The organism is Vagococcus changpingensis (assembly GCF_058211775.1).
Genome location: NZ_JBYVZB010000001.1, coordinates 638,472 through 661,486, shown reverse-complemented (window position 1 = coordinate 661,486; position 23,015 = coordinate 638,472). Strand labels below are relative to the sequence as shown.

At 33.0% G+C, this 23,015-nt stretch carries 24 protein-coding genes and 1 riboswitch; of the genes, 20 read left to right on the top strand and 4 right to left on the bottom strand.

All coding sequences use genetic code 11. From position 1 onward, the window contains the following. The first annotated feature begins 5 nt into the window (after nt 1-5). The 8 genes from AC37UB_RS03260 to AC37UB_RS03225 all read left to right on the top strand — a co-directional run bounded on the left by AC37UB_RS03260 (nt 6) and on the right by AC37UB_RS03225 (nt 7,655). The gene (locus AC37UB_RS03260; protein ID WP_117972990.1) at nt 6-1,388 is read left to right on the top strand and encodes a M24 family metallopeptidase; all 1,383 of its coding nucleotides are present in this window, start codon (nt 6-8) and stop codon (nt 1,386-1,388) included. 86 nt (nt 1,389-1,474) lie between these two features. Beyond that, nucleotides 1,475-2,242 (top strand): threonine/serine exporter family protein, encoded by a 768-nt coding sequence (locus AC37UB_RS03255; protein WP_158559437.1) that lies wholly within the window; start codon nt 1,475-1,477, stop codon nt 2,240-2,242. An 11-nt stretch (nt 2,243-2,253) separates the two neighbouring features. Beyond that, on the top strand, nt 2,254-2,730 hold the full coding sequence (locus tag AC37UB_RS03250; RefSeq protein WP_117972988.1) for a threonine/serine exporter family protein: 477 nt from the start codon (nt 2,254-2,256) through the stop codon (nt 2,728-2,730). Between the two features lie 80 nt (nt 2,731-2,810). Then, the gene (gene hprK, locus AC37UB_RS03245; RefSeq protein WP_117972987.1) at nt 2,811-3,752 is read left to right on the top strand and encodes an HPr(Ser) kinase/phosphatase; all 942 of its coding nucleotides are present in this window, start codon (nt 2,811-2,813) and stop codon (nt 3,750-3,752) included. After that, nucleotides 3,749-4,567, top strand: a complete 819-nt coding sequence (gene lgt, locus AC37UB_RS03240) for a prolipoprotein diacylglyceryl transferase (protein ID WP_490685323.1) — start codon at nt 3,749-3,751, stop codon at nt 4,565-4,567. Before hprK ends, lgt begins: the two co-directional genes overlap by 4 nt. A 103-nt stretch (nt 4,568-4,670) precedes the next feature. Next, a complete protein-coding gene (locus AC37UB_RS03235; RefSeq protein WP_117972985.1) occupies nt 4,671-5,681 on the top strand; it encodes an NAD(P)H-dependent glycerol-3-phosphate dehydrogenase in 1,011 nt (336 codons plus the stop codon). Nucleotides 5,682-5,697: 16 nt separating this feature from the next. Beyond that, on the top strand, nt 5,698-6,627 hold the full coding sequence (gene galU / locus AC37UB_RS03230; RefSeq protein WP_117972984.1) for a UTP--glucose-1-phosphate uridylyltransferase GalU: 930 nt from the start codon (nt 5,698-5,700) through the stop codon (nt 6,625-6,627). A 35-nt stretch (nt 6,628-6,662) separates the two neighbouring features. Continuing rightward, a complete protein-coding gene (locus tag AC37UB_RS03225; protein ID WP_490685322.1) occupies nt 6,663-7,655 on the top strand; it encodes a nucleoid-associated protein in 993 nt (330 codons plus the stop codon). Here AC37UB_RS03225 and AC37UB_RS03220 read toward each other — a convergent pair. The 4 genes from AC37UB_RS03220 to AC37UB_RS03205 all read right to left on the bottom strand — a co-directional run bounded on the left by AC37UB_RS03220 (nt 7,652) and on the right by AC37UB_RS03205 (nt 11,606). Then, nucleotides 7,652-8,413 (bottom strand): alpha/beta fold hydrolase, encoded by a 762-nt coding sequence (locus AC37UB_RS03220; RefSeq protein WP_241699148.1) that lies wholly within the window; start codon nt 8,411-8,413, stop codon nt 7,652-7,654. The genes AC37UB_RS03225 and AC37UB_RS03220 overlap by 4 nt on opposite strands. A gap of 104 nt (nt 8,414-8,517) precedes the next feature. Continuing rightward, nucleotides 8,518-9,279: a TPM domain-containing protein gene (locus tag AC37UB_RS03215; RefSeq protein ID WP_158559436.1), complete on the bottom strand. Its 762-nt coding sequence runs from the start codon at nt 9,277-9,279 to the stop codon at nt 8,518-8,520. A gap of 35 nt (nt 9,280-9,314) precedes the next feature. Next, nucleotides 9,315-10,364 carry a TFIIB-type zinc ribbon-containing protein gene (locus tag AC37UB_RS03210; RefSeq protein ID WP_241699146.1) on the bottom strand — a complete coding sequence of 350 codons (1,050 nt, stop codon included), beginning with the start codon at nt 10,362-10,364 and terminating at the stop codon, nt 9,315-9,317. 21 nt (nt 10,365-10,385) lie between these two features. Then, on the bottom strand, nt 10,386-11,606 hold the full coding sequence (locus AC37UB_RS03205; protein ID WP_241699145.1) for an SPFH domain-containing protein: 1,221 nt from the start codon (nt 11,604-11,606) through the stop codon (nt 10,386-10,388). Nucleotides 11,607-11,784: 178 nt separating this feature from the next. Between AC37UB_RS03205 and dnaX the strand changes: the two genes are divergently transcribed. The 12 genes from dnaX (at nt 11,785) to AC37UB_RS03145 (ending at nt 22,987) form a co-directional block, all read left to right on the top strand. Next, nucleotides 11,785-13,509 (top strand): DNA polymerase III subunit gamma/tau, encoded by a 1,725-nt coding sequence (gene dnaX / locus AC37UB_RS03200; protein WP_241699144.1) that lies wholly within the window; start codon nt 11,785-11,787, stop codon nt 13,507-13,509. 23 nt (nt 13,510-13,532) lie between these two features. Then, entirely contained in the window at nt 13,533-13,847 is a 315-nt protein-coding gene (locus tag AC37UB_RS03195; RefSeq protein WP_241699143.1) for a YbaB/EbfC family nucleoid-associated protein, read from the top strand. Nucleotides 13,848-13,907: 60 nt separating this feature from the next. Further along, nucleotides 13,908-14,504: a recombination mediator RecR gene (gene recR, locus AC37UB_RS03190; RefSeq protein ID WP_117972976.1), complete on the top strand. Its 597-nt coding sequence runs from the start codon at nt 13,908-13,910 to the stop codon at nt 14,502-14,504. A gap of 17 nt (nt 14,505-14,521) precedes the next feature. Beyond that, nucleotides 14,522-15,187 (top strand): dTMP kinase, encoded by a 666-nt coding sequence (tmk, locus tag AC37UB_RS03185; protein ID WP_117972975.1) that lies wholly within the window; start codon nt 14,522-14,524, stop codon nt 15,185-15,187. A 5-nt stretch (nt 15,188-15,192) separates the two neighbouring features. Next, nucleotides 15,193-15,522 carry a cyclic di-AMP receptor DarA gene (darA, locus tag AC37UB_RS03180; RefSeq protein ID WP_117972974.1) on the top strand — a complete coding sequence of 110 codons (330 nt, stop codon included), beginning with the start codon at nt 15,193-15,195 and terminating at the stop codon, nt 15,520-15,522. 26 nt (nt 15,523-15,548) lie between these two features. Beyond that, on the top strand, nt 15,549-16,469 hold the full coding sequence (locus AC37UB_RS03175; protein ID WP_490685321.1) for a DNA polymerase III delta subunit-related protein: 921 nt from the start codon (nt 15,549-15,551) through the stop codon (nt 16,467-16,469). Between the two features lie 12 nt (nt 16,470-16,481). Further along, entirely contained in the window at nt 16,482-17,300 is an 819-nt protein-coding gene (locus AC37UB_RS03170) for a PSP1 domain-containing protein (protein ID WP_117972972.1), read from the top strand. 12 nt (nt 17,301-17,312) lie between these two features. Next, nucleotides 17,313-17,645 (top strand): initiation-control protein YabA, encoded by a 333-nt coding sequence (locus AC37UB_RS03165; RefSeq protein ID WP_117972971.1) that lies wholly within the window; start codon nt 17,313-17,315, stop codon nt 17,643-17,645. Between the two features lie 45 nt (nt 17,646-17,690). Then, nucleotides 17,691-18,557 (top strand): 16S rRNA (cytidine(1402)-2'-O)-methyltransferase, encoded by an 867-nt coding sequence (rsmI, locus tag AC37UB_RS03160; RefSeq protein WP_117972970.1) that lies wholly within the window; start codon nt 17,691-17,693, stop codon nt 18,555-18,557. Between the two features lie 170 nt (nt 18,558-18,727). Continuing rightward, a complete protein-coding gene (locus AC37UB_RS03155; RefSeq protein ID WP_241699141.1) occupies nt 18,728-20,587 on the top strand; it encodes a hypothetical protein in 1,860 nt (619 codons plus the stop codon). An 18-nt stretch (nt 20,588-20,605) separates the two neighbouring features. Next, nucleotides 20,606-22,270, top strand: a complete 1,665-nt coding sequence (locus tag AC37UB_RS03150; protein ID WP_241699140.1) for a glucosaminidase domain-containing protein — start codon at nt 20,606-20,608, stop codon at nt 22,268-22,270. Further along, nucleotides 22,255-22,352, top strand: a riboswitch (purine riboswitch). It overlaps the preceding gene by 16 nt. Nucleotides 22,353-22,414: 62 nt before the next feature. After that, on the top strand, nt 22,415-22,987 hold the full coding sequence (locus tag AC37UB_RS03145) for a xanthine phosphoribosyltransferase (protein ID WP_117972968.1): 573 nt from the start codon (nt 22,415-22,417) through the stop codon (nt 22,985-22,987). Nucleotides 22,988-23,015: the final 28 nt, after the last annotated feature.

The following is a 23,015-nucleotide window of genomic DNA, read 5'->3' as shown; positions in this document are numbered from 1 at the left end:
TATTGATGAATATAGATTTAGATATAGTAGAGGAATTAGTAGTTGATAGAGAGCTTCAACCTGTACCGTTAACAGATGATACGATAGGAGAACGCTTGGATAAAGTAATTAAAAGAATGTCAGATAAAAACTTAGATGCTATTGTTGTTTATTGTGACTTGGAACATGGTGGAAATTTTGAATATTTGACAGGATTTGTGACACGTTTTGAAGAAGGTATGTTAGTGTTACATAAAACAAAAGAGGCCTATTTAATACTAGGAAATGAAAACTTAAATAAAGTTTCTAAATCACGTATTAAAGCTAAGGGTATTCACATGCCTCATTTATCTTTAGCAAATCAACCAATGGATAATGACAATCCAATTACAAATTATTTTAAAGAAGCTGGATTGTCAAATAACATGCAAGTTGGTGTAGTAGGTTGGAAGTTATTCACTAGTCACTATTGTGATAATAACAAACTATTTGATTTACCTAACTTTTTAATACAAGGATTAAAAGAAGTAGTAGATGAAAAAAATCTATCCAATCAAACGGGATTATTTATTAGTAGTGACAATGGAGCAAGAGTTACAAATAACAGTAATGAGATTGCTCACTATGAATTTTGGGCTCAGCTATCTAGCCAAAGCATGTCAAAGGGTTTGCAAACATTTGATGTTGGTATCTCAGAAATGGAGATTGGGGACGTGATGCAAGAGCTTGGACAACCAAGAAGTGTGGTAACAATTGCTGCAACCGGTGAACGTTTTGAAAAAGCCAATATGTACCCAACTAATAAAAAAGTGACTTTGGGAGATCCAGTATCTATGACTGTAGGATATAAAGGCGGACTCACTTCTCGTGCAGGCTATGCTGTTTCGACCGCTAAACAGTTACCAACAGGAGTAGAAGATTATTTAGATGTCTTAGCAAAACCGTATTTCAATGCTATTGCCACATGGCTTGAAACAATAAAAATTGGTATGACTGGGCATGAGATGTACAGTATCATAGAAGACATTTTGCCACAAAAAACGTATGGATGGCATTTAAATCCTGGACATTTATTTGCTGATGAAGAATGGTTATCTTCACCAATCTATCCAACATCTGATATCGTATTAAAAAGTGGGATGATGTTTCAAACAGACATTATACCCTCGATGGCAGGTTATGCAGGAACAAGTTGTGAAAGTGGTATTGTTTTAGCAGATAGCACCTTACAACGCGATATAAAAAAACATTATGTTGATTTGTATGAAACATTTATGATTCGTAGAAAATTTATTGAAAATCAACTGAATATAAAATTAAGTGAAGATGTCTTACCTATGACAGATACTGTGGCCTATTATCGTCCTTTCTTTTTGGCTAAACATCACGCATTAAAACGAATTAAATAAAAAATCATGTTTTATTCCTATTATGTCTGTATAATAGGAATTTTTTTTCGTTATAGTAAATGGGATACATTTTAGGAAAGAAGGAAATGAAGATGGATTCTCAACCTAATTTTGATGATATTGTACAAGTATGTTTGTTATATGGAAAGATTTTACAAGAAAGTAATGCGACAAGTGATATGATTAATGCCAATATACATAAGATTATTAGTCATTTAAATATAGAAAATAATGAGTTATCAACCTTTAATGCAGAAACGAGCTTTGTCATTATAAATAGACATGATAATACGGTTAAAATGATTCCCGTAGAAAAATCGGGATATAATTTTGAAAAAATACTGCGAGTTGAACGAGTATTAGATGACTTTTTAGCTAATAAAATGGATACTCAGAGCTTTTTAAATGAGTTAAGAGTCATTAATCAAAAAAACTATTCTTTTCCTGAAAAAACACGAATTATTAGTGCAGCGCTTGTCTGTGGTGGGATGAATGTCATTATGAACGGCTTAAACTGGAGTTTTTTTACAACGTTTTTTCTAGGAATTATTGGATATTGGTCGTATTTAAAAATAAAAGAAACAACAAAAATAAATATCTTTTCTATTCTGTCTTATTCAACTATTATTTGCTTTTTTATTGTATGTCTAGTTAAAGTACATGTGGTGAGTGAACCATATTCTATTTTATTTAGTTGCATTATGCCATTGTTACCTGGTACGACATTTGTTAATGCTATTAGGGCAATGATGGACGGTAATTATTTGACGGGAATGATTCAAACTATGGATGCTTTTAGTACAGCCTTAATGCTAGGACTACCCGTTGCTATCATTTTTTCTAGTGCTTTATAAGGGGTGATTCGATGATTATAAAATTATTTTTTAGTTTTATTGCTGGTTGTGCCATTGCTGTTCTTTATAACATTGAGAAAAATTATACTTTGCTATGTGGGTTATCAGGGATGTTTACATGGTTTGTATATTATGTATGTACAAAATTGTCTTTTAGTGAAGCCTTGTCTTCTTTAATAGCATTGCTTGCTTTAGTATTTTTTTCTCACATACTAAGTAAGTGGAAAAATGTATCCAGTCTAGTATTTAATATGCCAGGAATTATGCCGATTGTACCAGGTGGACTGTTATTTAAGACCTTTAATAATTTGACAGAAAAACATTATGAAGTCGCTCTCCATTATGGCTTTCAAGCGTGTTTAGTAGGCGGGGCAATAGCCATTGGGTTTATTATTAATGAAGCAGTATCTAAAATTTTATTGGCAGCTAAAATAAAAATTGAAGAAGAATCATTTATAATCAAAAAAAATAAATCGAGTGAAAAGTAAAACGGTATCAAAAGATAGTCACTTAGCAAATTAAGTGTTAAAATAGACAAGATGAGTACTTAAAGTAAGGAAGTGAAAAAATGGTTCAAATCAAAGATATTGTTAATCAACTACATCTGGATGTCTATTCAGGTGATGATTTTTTAAATCGCACTGTTTCTTCCAGCGAAATTTCACGACCAGGATTGGAATTGACTGGTTATTTTAATTATTACCCATATGATAGAATACAATTATTAGGTATGAAAGAAATTACGTTTATTGAAAAGATGACAGTAGCTGAAAAAACAATTATTTTTAAAAAATTATGTAATGATGATACCCCTTGTTTTGTTGTAGCTAGAGGATTATCCGTGCCACAAGAATTGGTTAAGGCGGCAAATAAACAAGCAATACCGATTATACAATCTACTATTTCTACTTCTCGTTTATCTGGTATGATTTCAAACTTTTTGGAAAGTCAACTAGCCGAACGGGTTTCTATTCATGGTGTATTAGTAGAAGTATATGGTTTAGGTGTATTAATTCAAGGTAGCAGTGGTATTGGTAAAAGTGAAACAGGTTTAGAATTAATTAAAAAAGGGCATCGTTTAATTGCGGATGATCGCGTGGATATTTACCGTCAAGATGAACGAACTGTTATTGGAGAATCTCCTAAAATTTTGGAACATTTGATGGAAATTCGTGGAGTGGGTATTATTGACGTAATGAACTTGTTTGGAGCCAGTGCAGTTAGAAATCATGCTCATATCTCTCTTGTTGTACATCTTCGAGATTGGAGTGTTGATAATACATTTGATAGATTAGGTTCAGGTACTGAGTCAATTGATTTAGCACATGTTCCCGTACCTAAAATTAGTATTCCAGTTTCTACTGGTCGAAATGTTGCGGCAATTATTGAAGTTGCAGCAATGAATTTTAGAGCAAAAACAATGGGATATGATGCAACGAAAAAATTTGAAAATAATTTAGCAGAATTGATTGCTGAAAATTCAGATAATGGCAAGGAGTTTGATAAATGATAGCAACAATTAATCCGACAGCTTTTCATATTTTCGGTATAGCGATTCAATGGTATGCAATTATTATTGTGTCTGGTATTGTATTAGTTTCATGGCTTGCTACCAAAGAAGCTGTTCGAGTAGGACTTAAAGAAGATGATGTCGTGGATATGATGCTCTGGGCTCTTCCAATTTCGATTGTTGGGGCTAGATTGTACTATGTTATATTTGAGTGGCAATATTATGCGCAACATCCAATTGAAATATTTGCTATTCGAAATGGTGGACTTGCTATTTATGGTGGATTAATAGCGGGTGGATTAGTATTATATCTTTATACACGTCATCACTTCATTAATACTTGGACGTTTTTAGATGTCGCAGCTCCGAGCGTTTTATTAGCACAAGCTATTGGTCGATGGGGAAATTTTATGAATCATGAAGCATTTGGAGAAATAACAACCAAAGTTTTTTTAATGAAGTTACATTTGCCTAATTTTATTATTGAGAATATGTACATTGATGGTGCATACAGACAACCAACTTTTTTATATGAAAGCACGTGGAATTTGATTGGATTTATCGTGATTATTTTATTAAGAAGAAAAAATCAATTTTTTAAACGAGGAGAAGTTGCCTTGACGTATATTTTATGGTATTCATTTGGACGCTTTTTTATCGAGGGAATGAGAACAGATAGTTTAATGTTTTTCGGTGGTTTAAGAATATCACAAATTCTTTCAGCTGTATTATTCATTGGTGCGCTTATCTTAATTGTCATTCGACGTAAAAATAAGAATTTGCCATATTATAATCGATCATATAGTCTTAAATAAGAAGTAAGATGTGTGGCGGAAAACGTCTCGCATCTTACTTCTTTTAGTAACCTATGATAAAATAAAGATACTAATGTTTTTTTAAAAGGAGAAATTTAATTCGATGAAACAAAAAATTGCTGTTTTAGGGGCAGGATCTTGGGGTACTGCTTTAGCGATGGTACTCGTTGAAAATGGGCATGATGTGATTATTTGGGGACATAAAGAAACTCAAATTAATGAAATAAACACTCATCATACTAATGCTCATTATTTGAAAGAAATTACGTTACCCAGTGAGTTAAAAGGAACATCAGATTTAAAGGAATGTGTGAAAGATGCAGATGCTGTGTTATTTGTTGTACCAACAAAGGCTATGCGTGATGTATCACATCAATTTAACCAAGTATGTAACAATCAACCGGTTATTATTCATGCAAGTAAAGGGTTAGAACAGGATAGTCATAAGCGTATCACAGAAATACTTGAAGAGGAAATTTCTCCAAATCATAGACAAGCGATTGTTGTATTATCTGGTCCTAGCCATGCAGAAGAAGTAGCTGTAAAAGATGTCACAACTATTACAGCAGCATCACATTCAATGCATGCTGCTGAGTACGTTCAACGTTTATTTTCAAATGACTATTTTAGAGTATATACTAATAGTGATGTCGTTGGAGTAGAAATGGGTGCGGCTTTAAAAAATATTATTGCACTTGGTTCTGGAGCTTTACATGGATTAGGTTATGGAGATAATGCTAGAGCAGCGATTATGACTCGTGGATTAGCTGAAATTAGCCGTTTGGGTGTTGCAATGGGTGCTGATCCTTTGACATTTATTGGATTAAGTGGCGTAGGGGATTTAGCAGTAACATGTGCGAGTGAACACTCACGTAATTTTAGAGCTGGGTATTTACTTGGAAAAGGTAATTCATTAGATGATGTACTAAATAATATGGGCATGATTGTTGAGGGTGTTTATACAACTAAAGCAGCTTATCAATTAGCTCAAGAAAGACATATAGAAATGCCTATTACAGAAGCTATTTATGACGTTATTTATAATCATACTGACGTTCCAACAACAGTAAAAAATATAATGCTTAGAGAACATAAATCTGAGCAGGAATTATAAAAGGAGAATAATACATATGTCTAAAGTGAAGAAAGCAGTTATTCCAGCAGCTGGATTAGGAACGCGTTTTTTACCTGCAACCAAAGCGATGGCTAAGGAAATGTTACCAATTGTTGATAAACCTACTATTCAATTTATTGTTGAAGAAGCTCTTGCTTCAGGAATTGAAGATATTTTAATTATTACAGGAAAAGCAAAACGTCCGATTGAAGATCATTTTGATTCTAATTTAGAGCTTGAAACTAACTTGAAAGAAAAAGGTAAGTTAGAATTACTTGAATTGGTTGAAGAGACAACTGGATTAAATTTACACTTTATTCGGCAATCACACCCACTTGGTTTGGGTCATGCAGTATTACAGGCAAAATCATTTGTTGGCAATGAGCCATTTGTTGTAATGCTTGGAGATGATATCATGGAAGATGATATTCCATTAACCAAACAATTAATCAATGATTATGATGAGACGCATGCTTCTACTATTGCGGTTATGGAAGTACCAAAAGATGATGTATCTAAATATGGTATTATTAATCCTGGTGGTGAAGTAGAAAAAAACTTATTTAATGTAAAAAACTTTGTCGAAAAGCCAGCTGTTGATAAAGCACCAAGTAATATGGCTATTATTGGCCGTTATCTGTTAACACCAGAAATTTTTCATGTGTTAGAACAACAAAAACCAGGTGCTGGTGGAGAAATCCAATTAACGGATGCTATTGATACTTTGAATAAAACGCAACGTGTTTTTGCTCATAATTTTAAAGGGACTCGTTATGACGTTGGGGATAAATTTGGTTACATGAAAACAAGTATTGAGTATGGTTTGAAGCACCCTCAAATCAAAGATGATTTAGCTCAACTTATTTTAGATTTGAGTGAAGACATCAAAAAAGAAAAAGGTATAACAACAAAAAAAACTGAGAGCAAAAAAATTGAGAAGGAATAATTCCCTTCTCTTTTTCTTGTTTAAAGGAGAATACTATGGAAATAATAAAAGCGATTTTACACATTATTGATAAAGATTCTGGACAATTAATTTGTTCACAAGTAGAACTTGATTTACGTGATTTTTATGTGAGTCAATATATGGAAACAGTGTTAAATCGATTGGATAAAGGAGAGTATAAGCATGGCATTCTATCAGGAAATAATGCTATTGTTCCTTTTGTGCAAGAAATAGAAACTGATTTTATAAAAGCAACACAAGATATTTCTCAAAAGATGTTTGATGTATTAGCTATTAGTGAGGATGCACCTAGTGGGGATGTCTTGTTTCTAGAGACTAAAGATTTAGAAGAAGATCATTATTTGGTCGTGATTAAATTTAATTATAAACCTCAATTTACACATCATGTGACGTATGTGGATGATGTGATGCAAAATAGCATTATTTTAAATCGAACTGTTTTTCCTGGTGTCACACAAAAAATTGATGAATGTTTTATGATTAATTTAGCAGATTTATCTACTAAAGTTATAGAAAAACGTTATATGTTTGAAGGGGAAAAGCGTTACTATTTTACGGAACGTTTGCTGCAACTTGATCCACTACCGACAGTTAGTGAAAAGTTAAATATTGTGAAAAAAGCAGTGAAACAAGTTGCTAAACGCTATAATGAAGAAGAGTACGTGAGTATGAGTCAAGCACAACAAGCAATTTTTGAAAGCATTGAATCAGATGGCATTATTGACACACAAAAAGTAGCTGATGTTGTATTTAAAGATAATATTTCAGCAAAAGAAGAATACCGAGAAATAATTGAAAAAACAAAATTTACTGAGGATATTCCAGAAAATATTGTGAAATACGAAAAAAAATACAGTAAACAAAAATTTAAATTAGCTAATGGAATTGAACTATCTATTCCAAGCGATGTGTTTAATGATGCGAATATGGTTGAGTTCATCAACAATCCTGATGGAACCATCTCTGTCATGATAAAAAATATTGAGGAGATTACCAGTAAATTCTAATGATGAAACTGATTCGTTAAGAAATTCGCCATGTTCTCCATCGTAGGGATGGTTAAGATATGGGGTTCATCTATTCCAGTCTCAAATCTCATATGTTTACCAAAAGTTTCATGTTTGTATAAGTTATAAAAATCGTGGCTAGCAGAATACGGAATTTTGGCGTCTTTTGTTCCATGCCAAAAATAGATTGGTCGACTGTTTATTTTTTCGGGTTGTTTATTGAGGTCGTAGGATGATGTCCAAGAGAGACTATCTTCTAAATCAATAGGTAACGTGAGTTGTTTTTCTTTACTATAATAAATCAGACGATCAATAAAACCTTGATAATTGGGAGTACCCATTAAGATAGCAGCAGCTGTAATATCAGGATGTTTTGTTAGAAGTCCGGCACTCGTCATTCCCCCCATTGAAAAGCCACCAACAGCAATTTGATTGTCTAAAACAAATTTTTTGTTGTAAAGATATTCTTTGATTAAATTAAATTCAATAAGGTTATGTTGGATACTAGACCAAAAAGCAAAAGAAGGAATGACAGATCGATTTTCAACGCGTCTCGTTCCATGAAACATGGCATCCGGAACAATCACACGGTGATTTAACTGAGCTACTTTTCTAGCAGGTGTCAAGGCCAATTCTTTTGATGTTTGCCAGCCATGATAAAAAACAACACATGGAAGTGGATCATATTGATGAGTTTCAGGAACAACTTCTAAAACAGGAATATGTTGAATCATTCTTTCTTTAATTAAGCATTTCATAAGTTTCCTCCTTTAGTTAAGGGTATCGATTGTTTGAAAATAAAGCAATCATTACAACTCAAAAAAATGCTATAGACAAAAAACAAATTGTCTACAGCAATTTTTTAGAAGCTTCCACCACCACCGCCGTGGCTTGTTCCGCTACTTCCGGTATGAGTACTGGACCCATTACTTGGAGGTGGTTTTGGAATATGTCTAGTTGTCGTAATATCAAATATTTTTGATGTATGAGATTCTGTTAAATCAAGTGAACTCATTTCATAATAGGGGTAATGATAAGTCGCTTTTTTTAACAAATAATTTCTAGAGATATACACATAAAAACCAATAGTTGACCCAATACCTGCTATACTGGCAATGATGATTGTCAGTATTGAGAATGCTTTTGAATTATCTCGTGCAACACGATGTGTATTAGCAGCTGGACCATCTTTAATATAATTTTCTGAAGCAGTTAAGACATATTTAATGGCATCATAAAAGCGATCATCTTTCATATCTTCAGTGCTACTATTTATAATTTGATCGATACGATTGTCATTTAAAATATCTATCATATTTCCTGTTGTCGAAATATGAAATTTTCGATGTTCCATATCAATTAAAAATAGCATGCCACTTTTATCATCACCGAGTCCAAAATCATTATTATCATAGAAATCATCAGCATATGCTTCCGGTGTTTTTCCATCAGTATTTTCTGTTGAGACAAAAACAAAATCTTGATGATTTTTTTCTTTGAATTCATTGATAGCTTGTTCAAGGGAATTTTTTTCGTCAGTTGATAATAAATTAGCTTGATCAAATACTCGTTCTGATGTTTCTGCTACTGTACAAATAGAAAAGCTAAATAGACTAAATAACAAGATAATAGTGAAAAAAATGAGTGAGTGATATTTTTTTAAAATAGCAAATACCCCCCAACTAGGATAAGCGTGGTCACTAAAATACCTAATGCAACAGAAGTCCCGATTAATTTTGGTTTATTAATTGGCAACTTCCCACTTGTTTTTCCAGTGACACCGTTCATCGCATAATAAAATGGTTCATCACTTGTCTCAGACTGATAGGTTACAACCCAAACAGGTAATAACAAATATTTATTCGATTGACTTAATACGTGACTTTCGTGATGATTGGTCGATAGAGTTGTAAATCCTTGCATGTCATGTTCTAAAATAGTCTGAGTATAGTGAGAAAGTTCTCCAATGAGAGAGGGTTCTAATGAAGAAAATTCAATATCTCGTTTTTCTGCTTGAAAGCCAGATAAATATTTAGAGTCAAAATTTGTGACATCATTTAATGGAAAGGGCTGAACCGATTCAATCATGAGTTGTTTGGTATTTTTTTGAAGGGCATTTTTAATTAAATCTCTAAAATGAATGGTTCCTCCACGCGTTAGTTTATATTTTCTTGTTCGAGTGTACTCGGTATCGCCAACGCGCCAGACAGTAATTTTAGTTCCTGTTGCATCAACGCGCCCTTTTGTGGTTGCATCCGTTTTCCAATAAGGGAAATAAATGCCGGTAATTTTTTCTATTTGGGATTCATCAAAAAAGTCTTTTGGTATAAATTTTTTGGATTTTGCCCAAGATAAAAATTGTTCTTTTGCATCATCTTTGGAAATTTTAAAAGGTAAAATATTATTAGGTAAAAATTCACCAGAAACACGGTCTTTTAACACAACAGGATTATGACAGTAATAGCAAAATGTCGCGGCAGTCGTATCATCGGTCACGATTTCAGCTCCGCAAGACGGACAATCATAAAGATTGAACTTCTCTTGGCTCGTTTGGTCAAGATTTTCAGCAGCTTCTTTTAGTTCTGTTGAATCTAAATCCCCTTCATTAAAAACACTTAAACAATATTCACAATGAAAGGTTTGATTGCTAGGGTCAAAGAGTAAGGGCCCATCGCAATTTGGGCATTTATGTGAAACCACATCTGACATTGGATCACCTCATTTCTAAATTTATAAAGGCAATCCTTGAAAAGGAGCCCCACACTCTGGACAGAATTTTGGCATTTGATTAGTGATGGTGACAACATTTTGACAGTTAGCACATTTCATTTGAATACCAGACGTTTGTGGTGCAGGTTTTGATTGTCCACATTCTGAACAGAATTTGCCAGTGTTTTCTGTCTGGTCATTTGGGCAAATCCAAGTATCACCCGGTATTTGTTTGTTTTGTTGTTGTATTTGTTCTTGATTTCCTCTAGAGCTTTGGCTTAAATAGTCACCTGTCGTATTCATTCCCATGCCGACACCCATAAAGCCATTAACGCTACCATTAGAATTACTACCAGCATCCTGTAGTCCTTGTGCAACGGATCCTTGCACAAATCCTTCGCGAATTGATGCATCAGACAGCATGGCACCTTTATTTCTCATGTTAATTAATTCTTGAGAGTCATCCGTATAAGAAATACTTGCAACCCCAACACTAACAATTTCCATTCCGCGAAGATTTGTCCATTCTTCATCTAGAGCAGAGGACATAAATTTACTTAATTCCATACCTTTAGATGGAACGTATGAAATCCGTTCACCCATCATAGACATTTGATTAATGGATGTTTGGAAGGCAGATAAAAATTCAGATAAAAATTGGTCATTGATTTCTGAGATGGTGACATGGTTTTTATTTTTTGGTAAGACATTTTTATAAAATAGAATTGGATCAACGACTTTGACAGAATAGGTTCCATGAGCACGTAAAAATAACTCAGCATTATAGAAATTATCAAAATAATTTAACGGACTTGGTGTACCAAACTTAATCCCCTTAATTTCTTGTAGATTAATGTAAATAACTTGTTGTGTTTGTGGCGGTAGACCACCAAATTTAAATCGATTAAATGATTCTTCAATGGCTCCTTTTAGGTTTCCTGTAAACATAGATGGTGCACTAGCGTTGTTGACAGTGTAATAGCCTTCTTCAGCTGTGAAGTCGATAATCTTACCCCCATCAACTAGTAACATCATAGTATTTGGGTAAACATAAACAACGGAACCATCTGTAATAAATCCTTCGGTACCTTTTTTATTTCCTTGACGTTTATTATCTTTTCTGACTGGTACCCCAGTTGTCATGACAGTGTCATCACTTAAATTATATGGTTCAATGACTTCTAACCATTGGTCGGCTAATCCACCGCCAACAGAGTTAATTGCAGCTTTTATTAATCCCATTATTATCCCTACTTTCATTTTTGTAACCCGATTTAGATAAGTTTACCATAGATAAAAATATGCGACAATCGGGCGAAAGAATGATTTATAATAGTAGCTGATTGTGTGAGTCATGGCTAGAAATTTCTGAACTTTTAACATATAATAGAGAAGATTGAAAATAGAGAGGAGTGTTGATGTGGCATATCAAGCATTGTATCGTGAGTGGCGACCACAAACTTTCGATGATTTAGTTGGTCAAGGCATCATCACACAAACGTTAAAACATGCCATTATGCAACAAAAAGTATCACATGCTTATCTCTTTACTGGCCCTAGAGGAACAGGGAAAACCAGTGCCGCTAAAATTTTTGCAAAAGCTATAAACTGTGAACATTCGACGAATGGTGAACCTTGTAATGAGTGTGATAATTGTAAAGGAATTACAGAAGGTCGAATTAACGATGTATTAGAAATAGATGCTGCAAGTAATAATGGTGTCGAAGAAATTCGTGATATACGAGATAAAGTAAAGTATGCACCAACACAAGTGCCGTATAAAGTGTATATTATTGATGAGGTACATATGTTATCAACAGGAGCATTTAACGCCTTATTAAAAACACTTGAAGAACCACCTGAACATGTTATTTTTATTTTAGCAACAACTGAACCGCATAAAATACCGGCTACAATTATTTCAAGGACGCAACGATTTGATTTTAAACGGATTAATACACGAGATATCGAGCAACGCTTAGCTTATATTTTGCAAGAAAAAAATATTTCGTTTGATGATCAAGTGTTGAAAATTGTCGCTCGCTCTGCAGAAGGTGGCATGCGAGATGCGTTAAGTATTTTAGATCAGTTGATTTCATTTAGTGATGGAACATTGAGTATGGCAGATGCTTTAGAGGTAACAGGAAGCTTAACAAGTCAAATGATGGATGATTATTTTTTCGCTTGTTTTCACTCTGATACTCAAAAATCATTAGAGTTAGTTGATAGCATGCTAAATGAAGGCAAAGAAAGTAACCGGATTGTTGAAAATTTGTTGATTCATTGCCGAGATATCTTAATGTATCAACAAGCACCACGAGTAGTGGAAAATCAATTGCCTTCTATTAGTGAGTCATTTAAGTCGTTGAGTGAAGCGATTGATAGTCGTGTGTTGTATCAATGGATTGAAGAGTTGAATGAGATGCAAAAAAACATGAAGTTTACGTCACAACCATCCATTTATTTAGAAGTATTAACCATTAAACTATCAGAAATAATGGCAGTAAGACCAAAAAAACAGGTGGATGATTTGTCTACTCAGTCAGTTACTTCGCCTGATATAGAAGGCGAAAATTATCAAGAGCTTATCAAAAAAATTCAACAATTAGAGAAAAAATTGGAGCTATTACAAGAAAAAGGAAGTATTCAACAAGAAAAAAAAGTTAAAAGTAGTTCATCTAAAGCAAAACAGCCTCTTTATAAAGTACCAACTGAACGAGTCTACCAAGTGTTAGAAAATGCAACAAAAGAACACCTGGTAAACGTCAGAGACGTTTGGGTTGATTTACTTCAATTGTTATCTGTTACACAGCGAGCTATGTTAAAAGCATGTGAACCGGTAGCAGCGAGTGAAACAGGATTAGTCATAGCGTTTGATTATGATATTTTGTGCCAAAAGGCAAGTAATGATGAAGAACTTCAGCAAGCAGTGTATAATGGTTTAAATCGATTGATTGAGTATACACCTAGTTTGATTAGTATACCAAAAGATAGTTGGCAAGAATTAAGACAACAGTTTATCTTGCAAACTGATAGGACATATGAAGCTGGTGAGGATAAGGTAGAGCAAGTTGAGGAAGATGTGCTAATCAGTGAAGCAAAAAAAATGTTTGGAGAACAAAATATTCAAATAATAGAAGATTAAAAATAGAAATGGAGACGATAATGATGATGCGTGGAATGGGAAATATGCAAGGAATGATGAAACAGGTTCAAAAAATGCAAAAAGAGATGGCAGCAGCTAAAGAAACATTAGATGCACAAGTCTTTGAAGCTGAAGCAGGGAATGGCCTAGTAAAAATTACGATGACCGGCGAAAAGAAAGTGACCAGTATTGAGATTAACCCAGATGTGTTAGATCCAGAAGATCCTGATATGGTGCAAGACTTAGTACTTGATGCAACGAATAAAGTCATTGAAAAAATAGACGTTGAAACGGAACGAGTAATGGGTAAATACGCAAAAGCTATCCCAGGATTATAATAAGTAAGGAAAAACAGGAGGGAGACTTCCTGTTTTTTGACAGAAAAAGGAGGGTTTTGCATGCAGTATCCAACCCCTATTGCAAAATTAATTGATAGTTATATGAAATTACCAGGTATCGGTGCCAAAACGGCAACTCGTTTGGCATTTTACACACTCAATATGAAAGAAGAAGATGTGACAGATTTTGCCAAATCATTAATCAGTGTGAAGCGTGATTTGCATTTTTGTGAGATATGTGGAAATATCACAGAAGAAAAATCATGTGATATTTGTCGTAATCCAAATCGTGACCAATCAACGATTTTAGTAGTAGAAGAAACCAAAGATGTTATGTCTTTAGAAAAGGTAAGAGAGTATAAAGGACTATATCATGTACTACATGGTGTCCTTTCTCCTATGGATGGGACTGGACCAGATGATTTAAACATTGCTAGCTTAATTAAAAGATTACATAACAATGAAGTAAAAGAAGTCATTATTGCAACGAATGCCACAACCGATGGTGAAGCAACGGCTATGTATTTGTCTCGTTTAATTAAGCCTTCAGGAATAAAAGTGACACGCTTGGCACATGGATTATCTGTTGGTAGTGATATAGAATATGCAGATGAGATTACATTGTTAAAAGCAGTTGAAGGACGAACGGAATTGTAATGGAGGATAATGAATAAATGTCACGAAATGGAGTATTTATTACGATAGAAGGCCCAGATGGTGCTGGAAAATCAACAGTTATAGAAGAATTAATAAAAAAAATGTCTCATGAGTTAAATGTTGACATAGTGACAACAAGAGAACCAGGAGGCATCCCGATTTCTGAAAAAATCCGTGAGGTTATTTTAAATCCAACTCATACAATGATGGACGAGCGAACAGAAGCATTATTATATGCAGCCGCTAGAAGACAACATTTAGTTGAAAAAATTTTACCAGCTTTAGAAACAAATCATTTGGTTGTTTGTGATCGATTTATCGACAGTTCTATCGCTTATCAAGGCGCAGCAAGGGGTATCGGAGTTGAAGAGGTTCGTCAGATTAATGACTTTGCTATTGAAGGAAACTACCCTGATTTGACACTATATCTAGATGTTGAAGCATCAGTTGGGTTAAGTCGTATCAACAAGGGACGTAGTGAAGCTGAGTTGGACCGCTTAGATAAAGAATCATTGGATTTTCACGAACAAGTTCGATTAGCCTATTTAACTTTACTGGAATTAGAACCAAATAGAATAAAAAAGATTGATGCAAGTCAATCAATAGAAAACGTTGTAGATACTTGTTATAATTTAATTAAAGAAACTTTTTCAAGTATGTTTATTAAATCAAGTAAAGGGTGATAACAATGAAATTATTATTAGCAATTATTCAAGATAAGGATAGCTCACGTTTACAAAACCATTTTAATAAAGAAAATATACGTGCAACAAAATTATCTACAACAGGGGGCTTTTTAAAATCCGGAAATACTACATTTATTGTTGGGATTGAGGATGAACGTGTTGAAGAAGTCCTATCGATTATTAAATCAGTGTGTCATTCTAGAGAGCAATATATAACCCCTCCTATTTCTTTAGATATCGCGATGGATGCTCATTCCACTCATCCTATTGAAATACAAGTTGGGGGAGCCACTGTATTTGTTCTACCAGTAGAAGGGTTCTATCATTTTTAATGAGTGCCATAAAAGAAAAAATATTAATGACACAACCTATACTATATCAAAAATTTAGTCAGGTTTTTAAAGATAAAAAAATGAGTCACGCTTATATTATTCAAGGTAGTGATGTTAAAGAAGAAAAAGATTTCGCTTTGTTTCTTTGTCAGGGGTTATTTTGTGAGTCTCTTGACAGTAATGGTATACCTTGTGGAAAGTGTCGTTCTTGTTTACGTATCGAGCAGGATGAACATGCAGATATTGCCAAAATAGAGCCGGATGGACAGACAATCAAAGTAGATCAAATTAGGCAAATAAAATCATTTTTTACAAGTAGTGGGGTAGAATCAAGAAGGAAAGTCTTATTGGTTTTGGAATCTGAAAAAATGACTGTGCAATCTGCTAATAGTCTATTAAAGTTTATTGAAGAGCCAGATGGAGAAATATCTATTTTTTTCTTGACGAATAACGCTATGTCACTATTACCAACTATCCAATCAAGATGTCAATTAATTCTGTTAAAGCAGTTGGCAAAAGATCGTTTAAAACAAGAAATGTTAACATTAGATCAGCCACTAGCTCATGTTGATTTGTTAGTTGAATTGACTAATTCAATGCAAGAAGCAATTGAATTAGCAAACGATGAGTGGTTTAACAGTACAAGGGATTTATTGTCTAAGTGGTTGGATTATTTTGAAAAAAATGATGCAAGAGCCTTTCTTTTTGTTCAACAATATTTGATAAAACAAGCACAAGATAAAATGCAGCAACGACAATTATTAGATATGTTAGTTGCGATGATGAAGATAAAGATGCGTAAACAAATTAATACACAGTTTTCTAATAGTATCGACTATGTTAGAATGATTATGAATGCTACACAAGCAAAACAAAAACTAGCATCAAATGTTAGTTTTCAAAATACATGTGAACAACTAGCTTTGAGAATTATGACATCTCATTAGGAGGAATACACTGTGATAGAAGTAGTTGGTGTAAGATTTAAATCATCTGGACGTATTTATTACTATTTACCTCAAAAAGGTGAACAGTATTCATATAAGCAAAAAGTTGTAGTGGAGTCACAAAAAGTAAAAAATGTGGCAGAAGTTGCTTTACCTAATAAACAAGTCGCCAAAAAAGATTTACCTGACGATTTAAATATGATAATTCAACTAGCTGATGAGACGCAATTGGAACAAGTTAAAGAAAATAAAATAGATGCATTAAATGCTTTTGATGTGGCTAATAAAAAAATACGTGAACATCAGTTAGAGATGAAATTAGTTGATGTTGAGTACACACTAGATAGAAGTAAAATGATGTTTAGTTTTACAGCTGATGGGCGTATTGATTTTCGCGAGCTGGTACGAGATTTAGCCTCGATTTTTAAAACACGAATTGAATTAAAACAAATTGGTGTTCGGGATGAGGCAAAAAAATTAGGCGGTATTGGTCCATGTGGTAGACCTTTGTGTTGTAGCACGTTTTTGGGCGATTTTGTTCCTGTTTCTATTAAAATGGCAAAAGACCAAAATTTATCATTAAATCCAACCAAAATTTCTGGATTGTGTGGTCGATTGATGTGTTGTTTGAACTACGAAAATGATGAATATGAAAGACTTCGTAAAATGATGCCAGATTTTGGTGAGAAAGTTCAAACGCCAGATGGTATAGGAAAAGTAATTGGATTAAATCTTTTAAATGAAGTGATTAAGGTAAAATTAGTTTCAAGGGAAACCCCAGTTGAATATCAGTATGATGAGTTGATAAATGGTGGAAAAGAAAATGGTTAAAGGAAGAATAGCATGGATAAAATGAAATTATATGATGAGTTGGTCAATGTTGAACGTCAATTAGAAACCATGTTATTTCAAGTCAAAGAGATGAAACCGATTGTTGATAATTTAGTAGAAGAAAACTTAAACTTAAAATTAGAAAATCAGCATCTCCATGATAAGTTGGATAAATTAGAAAAACAAGAAATAGTAGACGACGGAAGACAGGAATTATCAAAATCAAGATTAAATTTAGAAAAACTATATGAGCAAGGATTCCATGTTTGTAAAGATTTTTATGGTTCGAGACGTGAAAATCAAGAAGAATGTGTCTTTTGTTCTAGTATGATTTATGGTAAATAAGCTGGATGGGAGTTTCTCCCACCAGCTTTTTTAAGGAGGGAAAAGATGAATTGTCAAAAAAGTTTTGCCATACAAGATGATAAAGGAAAGCTCTATCTAGTTCCGACTCCAATTGGTAATTTAGAGGATATGACGTTTCGTGCTGTAAGGCTGTTGCAGGAAGTATCTTTCATTGCAAGTGAAGATACAAGAAACACTCAAAAATTATTAAATCATTTTGATATAAAAACAAAGCAAATTAGTCTACATGAGCATAACTCACATGATAAAATTCCAACATTAATCAAGTTATTGCAAGAAGGACAAGATATCGCACAAGTAAGTGATGCAGGTATGCCTTCTATTAGTGATCCAGGACATGATTTGGTTGTGGCGTGTATTAAAGAAGGTATATCAGTTGTATCTATACCAGGAGCGACAGCAGGGATGACCGCTCTTATTGCTAGTGGACTATCCCCACAACCGTTTTATTTTCATGGTTTTTTACCACGAAAAAAGAAAGAACAGGTGGCTGAATTAACAAAATTAAAAGGGGTTAATGCGACTATCATTTTTTATGAATCGCCTTATAGAGTAGAAAAAACACTGGCAACAATGGAACAAGTGTTTTCAGAAGAAACACAAGTTGTTCTTTGCCGAGAACTGACTAAATTACATGAAGAATATATCAGAGGAAGTGTTCAAGAAGTTATTAATTATCTATCGAACCATCCTATAAAAGGTGAGTGTTGCTTGCTAATAGAAAATGTCGTTGAAGAAGAAACGATATCTTATGATAGTGATATGTCTATTGCCGAACATGTTAATTTAGTCTCTGAACAAGAAGACATGACAGTAAAGGAAGCAATTAAAGAAGTCGCTAAAATAAGAGGGTTAAAAAAACAAGAAGTGTACAAAGAGTATCATCAATGACATAGATTTATAAAGAATTAACATGAAAAGACATACCCCGAAAAATCTTGCATAATAATGACTGTGTGATATAATTTCATTATATATGTACAATTTCTATAATTACCTTTTTGCTTACTTATAGAACATTGTGACGATTAGATAGGGAAATATAGTGAGGTGAAAGTTGGTTGTTTAGTAAATGGCTAAGAAGACAAAACGATAATCCAGAAAAAGATTATGAAGAAGATTATGAGTCAGAAAATTTGCCGCAAACAACAGAAGAGTTGTTTTATGACAGTGAAGACGATGATGATTATTACTATTATTATTACTATGAAGACGATAATGAGGGTGTTAAGCCTAGTATTCCTGTTTTAGAGGATAGTAATTCAGATAATGTAGATGATTTATATAGTGAATCTAATCAGTTTTACACTAATTCTGCTTTTGAAGAAGAAAACTTTTCAGTACCAACAGAAGTTGTAGAAAGCGAAAATACTAGTATTTCAGATAATAATACTAGTATATCATCTAATCAGGTTGATTTGGTTGCGTTAGAGAATGAAAATGACCAATTAAAAGCTCAAATAGATCAACTATTACTTGAAAAAGACACGTATGAACAAGAATTGGAAGAAGCTGAAAAAGTAAAAGAATACAATGACTTGTTAGGAAGCCAAATTGTTGAATTAGAGACAAAATTAAACGAACAGCAACAATTGGAAAGTGATTTATCTGATTACAGTAAAATAAAAGAAGAAAATAATAATTTAGTCGATGAAAAAACACAATTAACGCTAGAATTAGATAATCTAAAAGAGCAATTCTTATCATTACAGTCTGATAGGCAAACTAAAGATGATCAAATCACTCAGTTTGCAAGTAATATGACGTCATTAGATCAAGAATTGGTGCAAGCATCACAAGAAATTGAGACTAAAAATACTAAAATTGAGGAATTGACGCTAGCCTTATCTAATAAAGAATCAGCATTAGAGGAAATGACAACACTTTTAGAAATAAAAGAAGAAGATGTATTAAGATTAGCAAATGAATCAAATGAAAAAGACGATGAAGTTCAAGAATTGAAAAATAAAATTAATACTATGGACGAAACGATTTCATCATTACAAACTGAATTAACAAAAGCTAAGAGCCAAGAGGGTTCTTTTGTAAATAAAGAAGTTGTGGAAAACTTAGAAAAAGAATTACAAGATAAAGCAAATCAAATAATCGAACATCAAAAACAAATTAATGAATTATCTGAAGAAAATAATCGGTTAATATCAAGTCTAAAAGAGGTTGAAGAAGAGTTAAATAAAACAACGGTTGAATTGCTAGAATTAAAAGATATTCAGCGAGTATTAACTGAATTGCAAGATGAACTCCAACAATCAAAAGAATTAGAAAATATTCTGACTAATCAATATGAAGAAGAAAAAATATTGGCTAAAGAAGCTAATGAAAAACGTGAGAAAATGGAACAGGAGTTAACAACAATGACTGAAAATCTTGAAAATCAATTAAGCAAAACTGAAAAATTAGAAAAAGAGCTAGCTGAATTACGTGAAAATCAACGTATTATTGATGAGCTTGAACAAGAAATTAATGGTATGAAAACACAGCAAGAACGTTTAACAGCTAGTTTAACTGACTTAAGCGGTGAGCGAAGTCGCGCACAAGAACTTGAAGAAGAAGTACAAAAATTACGCTCTGAGTCTTCACCAGAAATTGAAGTGTTACAAGAAGAATTAAGACAAACAAAAGAACAATTAAGACGTGCTAAATCACAACAACAAATTGGTATGAATCAATCTGATATAGCTCAAGTTATGATAGAAGCTCAATCAAAAGCAAGAGAAATCGTTGAAACAGCTAATCAGGAAGCAAAACGTAGAATAGTTGATGCCGAGTCTGAATTAAGTACCATTAGTCAAGAGGCTCGTAATTATTATCGTAAGTTAGAATCTATTAAATATGAATCTGAAAGCGTCTTTTCAGAATTATTAAGAAAATTAGAAAAAATTGGAGATATTGACCGTATTTAATAGGGGGAGGGGAATATAATGAGGAAAGAAAAGAAAAATTTGTCTAAAAAACTTATTGCCAATACCATTATAGGCGTTAGTATGTCTGTTATGTCAGTTTGTTTGCCTATCTTAGAGGTCGTATCTATTGCAGAATCAGATAAAATATCCTCATCCCCTAAACCTTTATATAGTCTAAATGTTAATGAGAATATTCTAAAGAGTAATGTAAAAGAAAGTAGCAATTCTGAAGATACTATAGAAGAGTCATCTGGTTCAACAGCTGACTCTTCTTCGAGTACGTCATCTGAAGAAACTTCTAGTTCAAGTAGTACACAGGAAAGTAGTAGTAATTCATCAACAAGTAGTTCAACAGAACCGACAAAACCATCAACTAATGAAACAAGTTCCTCGAGCTCATCAAGCTCGACAACAGACGCTTCTTCTAGTAGAAACGAGGATAGTAGTATTAGACCAGATAAAAATTCTAATACATCAATGTCTAAACCAAGCTCGTCAAATAGCGCAATTTCTAGTAGCGCCTCACCTTCCAATGCAAGTAATGTAAAAAATGAAAAGTCACTTATTAATTATTCACGAAACCAAACAACTGCGGAGTTTATCGAAGAAATAGGTGAAGATGCAAGAGAAATTGGTCAAAAAAATAATCTTTATGCGTCTATTATGATAGCACAAGCAATACTCGAAAGTGGTTCTGGCAATAGTAGTTTATCTAGGACACCAAATCATAATTTATTTGGTATTAAAGGCTCTTATAAAAATGAGTCTGTTGAGATGGCTACACTAGAAGAAAACAGTGACGGCGGTTTATATACTATTAATGCTAAATTTAGAAAATACCCAAGTTATAAAGAATCATTGGAAGATTACGCTATGCTGATGTCTGGTGGAATATCTGGCCGTTCGACTTTTTATCAAGGAGCTTGGAAATCTAATACATCTAACTATCAAGAAGCAACAAAATATTTAACTGGAAGATATGCAACTGATTCGAGATATCATGAAAAATTAAATGGATTAATTGAGGCATATGATTTAACACAATATGATTCAAAAAAAGCTAAAAAAGAGACTATTGATAAAACAAAAGAAACAGAAAATTTTATTAAAGAGATTGCTCCTAAAATTGAAGATGTAGCAGATAAAAATGATTTATATGCTTCTGTTTTAATTGCTGAAGCAATTATTAAAAGTAATTCAGGAAACAATGAATTGATGGAAAAACATAATATTTATCAAGTGACTGGTCATTCTAATAATCAGACTGTTAAAGTTGAAACATTAAAAACAGATATTGAAACAAAAAAAACAACGCTTGATTTAAAAGAATACAAAGTGTATTCAGATAACAATGAGGCTATTGATGATTATGTTGCAGAGCTGAAGAAAGATAAAACGAGTTATCAAGAAATGACGCGTTCTAAAAAAGATACACCTAGAAAAGTAACAGCTTACCTAACTGCACAAAATAAAGAAGATAGACGTTATCATAAACGTTTAAATGGTTTAATTGATACATATAATTTAAAACAATATGATAAAGTAGCTAAAAATAGTGATAAAAAAGAAAAAAAATCAACTAAGTCTGTCGATGTTGTCAATGAACTAGGTATCAATATGGTTACTCAGTTAGCAGAAAGTTTTGCCCCAACAAAATTATCATCACTAACAACAACAAAATAATCACTTATATATGACTTTAATATGGTAAGTCGTTTCTACCTGATACCGAAAATATCAGTCTATGAGTAAATAAAAGGACAAAAAACCCCTTATTTACTTATGTAAAAGGGGTTTTTTATCTTATATATCATTGGAGGAGAAAAATTGGAATTATTAAAACAAACAATTGTTAAACAAGGTAGAGTTTTGGATGAAAATATTTTGAAAGTTGATAGCTTTTTAACTCATCAAATTGATCCAAATTTAATGAATAAAATTGGTCAACATGTGGCACAAACTTACAAAGATAAAGGTGTAACAAAAATTGTAACCATTGAGTCATCAGGTATTGCTCCGGCAGTATTTATTGGATTACATATGGGACTTCCAGTTGTGTTTGCTAGAAAACAAAAAAGTTTAACAATGAATAGTGAGCTTTTAACATCTGAAGTGTATTCATTTACCAAACAGGTGACAAATACCATTGCCATTTCTAATAAATATCTTGAAGAAGGTGACAATGTATTAGTTGTTGATGACTTTCTAGCTAATGGACAGGCAGCATTAGGATTAATTGAGTTATGTAAACAAGCTGGGGCGACTATTGAAGCTGTATCGATTGTCATTGAAAAATCTTTTCAAGATGGTAGACAATTATTAGAAGAGCAAGGCTACACTGTAGATTCATTAGCTCGTGTGATTTCTCTAAAAAATAACGAAATCGAGTTTATTGATTAATCGAGATACTGTATAATTTGATATAGGT

Excerpts from the sequence above, each read along its gene's own strand:
- AC37UB_RS03260 (WP_117972990.1), top strand. The coding sequence starts at position 6 with ATGAATATAGATTTAGATATAGTAGAGGAATTAGTAGTTGATAGAGAG.
- AC37UB_RS03255 (WP_158559437.1), top strand. The coding sequence starts at position 1,475 with ATGAAGATGGATTCTCAACCTAATTTTGATGATATTGTACAAGTATGT.
- AC37UB_RS03250 (WP_117972988.1), top strand. The coding sequence starts at position 2,254 with ATGATTATAAAATTATTTTTTAGTTTTATTGCTGGTTGTGCCATTGCT.
- hprK (WP_117972987.1), top strand. The coding sequence starts at position 2,811 with ATGGTTCAAATCAAAGATATTGTTAATCAACTACATCTGGATGTCTAT.
- lgt (WP_490685323.1), top strand. The coding sequence starts at position 3,749 with ATGATAGCAACAATTAATCCGACAGCTTTTCATATTTTCGGTATAGCG.
- AC37UB_RS03235 (WP_117972985.1), top strand. The coding sequence starts at position 4,671 with ATGAAACAAAAAATTGCTGTTTTAGGGGCAGGATCTTGGGGTACTGCT.
- galU (WP_117972984.1), top strand. The coding sequence starts at position 5,698 with ATGTCTAAAGTGAAGAAAGCAGTTATTCCAGCAGCTGGATTAGGAACG.
- AC37UB_RS03225 (WP_490685322.1), top strand. The coding sequence starts at position 6,663 with ATGGAAATAATAAAAGCGATTTTACACATTATTGATAAAGATTCTGGA.
- AC37UB_RS03220 (WP_241699148.1), bottom strand. The coding sequence starts at position 8,413 with ATGAAATGCTTAATTAAAGAAAGAATGATTCAACATATTCCTGTTTTA.
- AC37UB_RS03210 (WP_241699146.1), bottom strand. The coding sequence starts at position 10,364 with ATGTCAGATGTGGTTTCACATAAATGCCCAAATTGCGATGGGCCCTTA.
- AC37UB_RS03205 (WP_241699145.1), bottom strand. The coding sequence starts at position 11,606 with ATGGGATTAATAAAAGCTGCAATTAACTCTGTTGGCGGTGGATTAGCC.
- AC37UB_RS03195 (WP_241699143.1), top strand. The coding sequence starts at position 13,533 with ATGATGCGTGGAATGGGAAATATGCAAGGAATGATGAAACAGGTTCAA.
- recR (WP_117972976.1), top strand. The coding sequence starts at position 13,908 with ATGCAGTATCCAACCCCTATTGCAAAATTAATTGATAGTTATATGAAA.
- tmk (WP_117972975.1), top strand. The coding sequence starts at position 14,522 with ATGTCACGAAATGGAGTATTTATTACGATAGAAGGCCCAGATGGTGCT.
- darA (WP_117972974.1), top strand. The coding sequence starts at position 15,193 with ATGAAATTATTATTAGCAATTATTCAAGATAAGGATAGCTCACGTTTA.
- AC37UB_RS03175 (WP_490685321.1), top strand. The coding sequence starts at position 15,549 with ATGACACAACCTATACTATATCAAAAATTTAGTCAGGTTTTTAAAGAT.
- AC37UB_RS03165 (WP_117972971.1), top strand. The coding sequence starts at position 17,313 with ATGGATAAAATGAAATTATATGATGAGTTGGTCAATGTTGAACGTCAA.
- rsmI (WP_117972970.1), top strand. The coding sequence starts at position 17,691 with ATGAATTGTCAAAAAAGTTTTGCCATACAAGATGATAAAGGAAAGCTC.
- AC37UB_RS03150 (WP_241699140.1), top strand. The coding sequence starts at position 20,606 with ATGAGGAAAGAAAAGAAAAATTTGTCTAAAAAACTTATTGCCAATACC.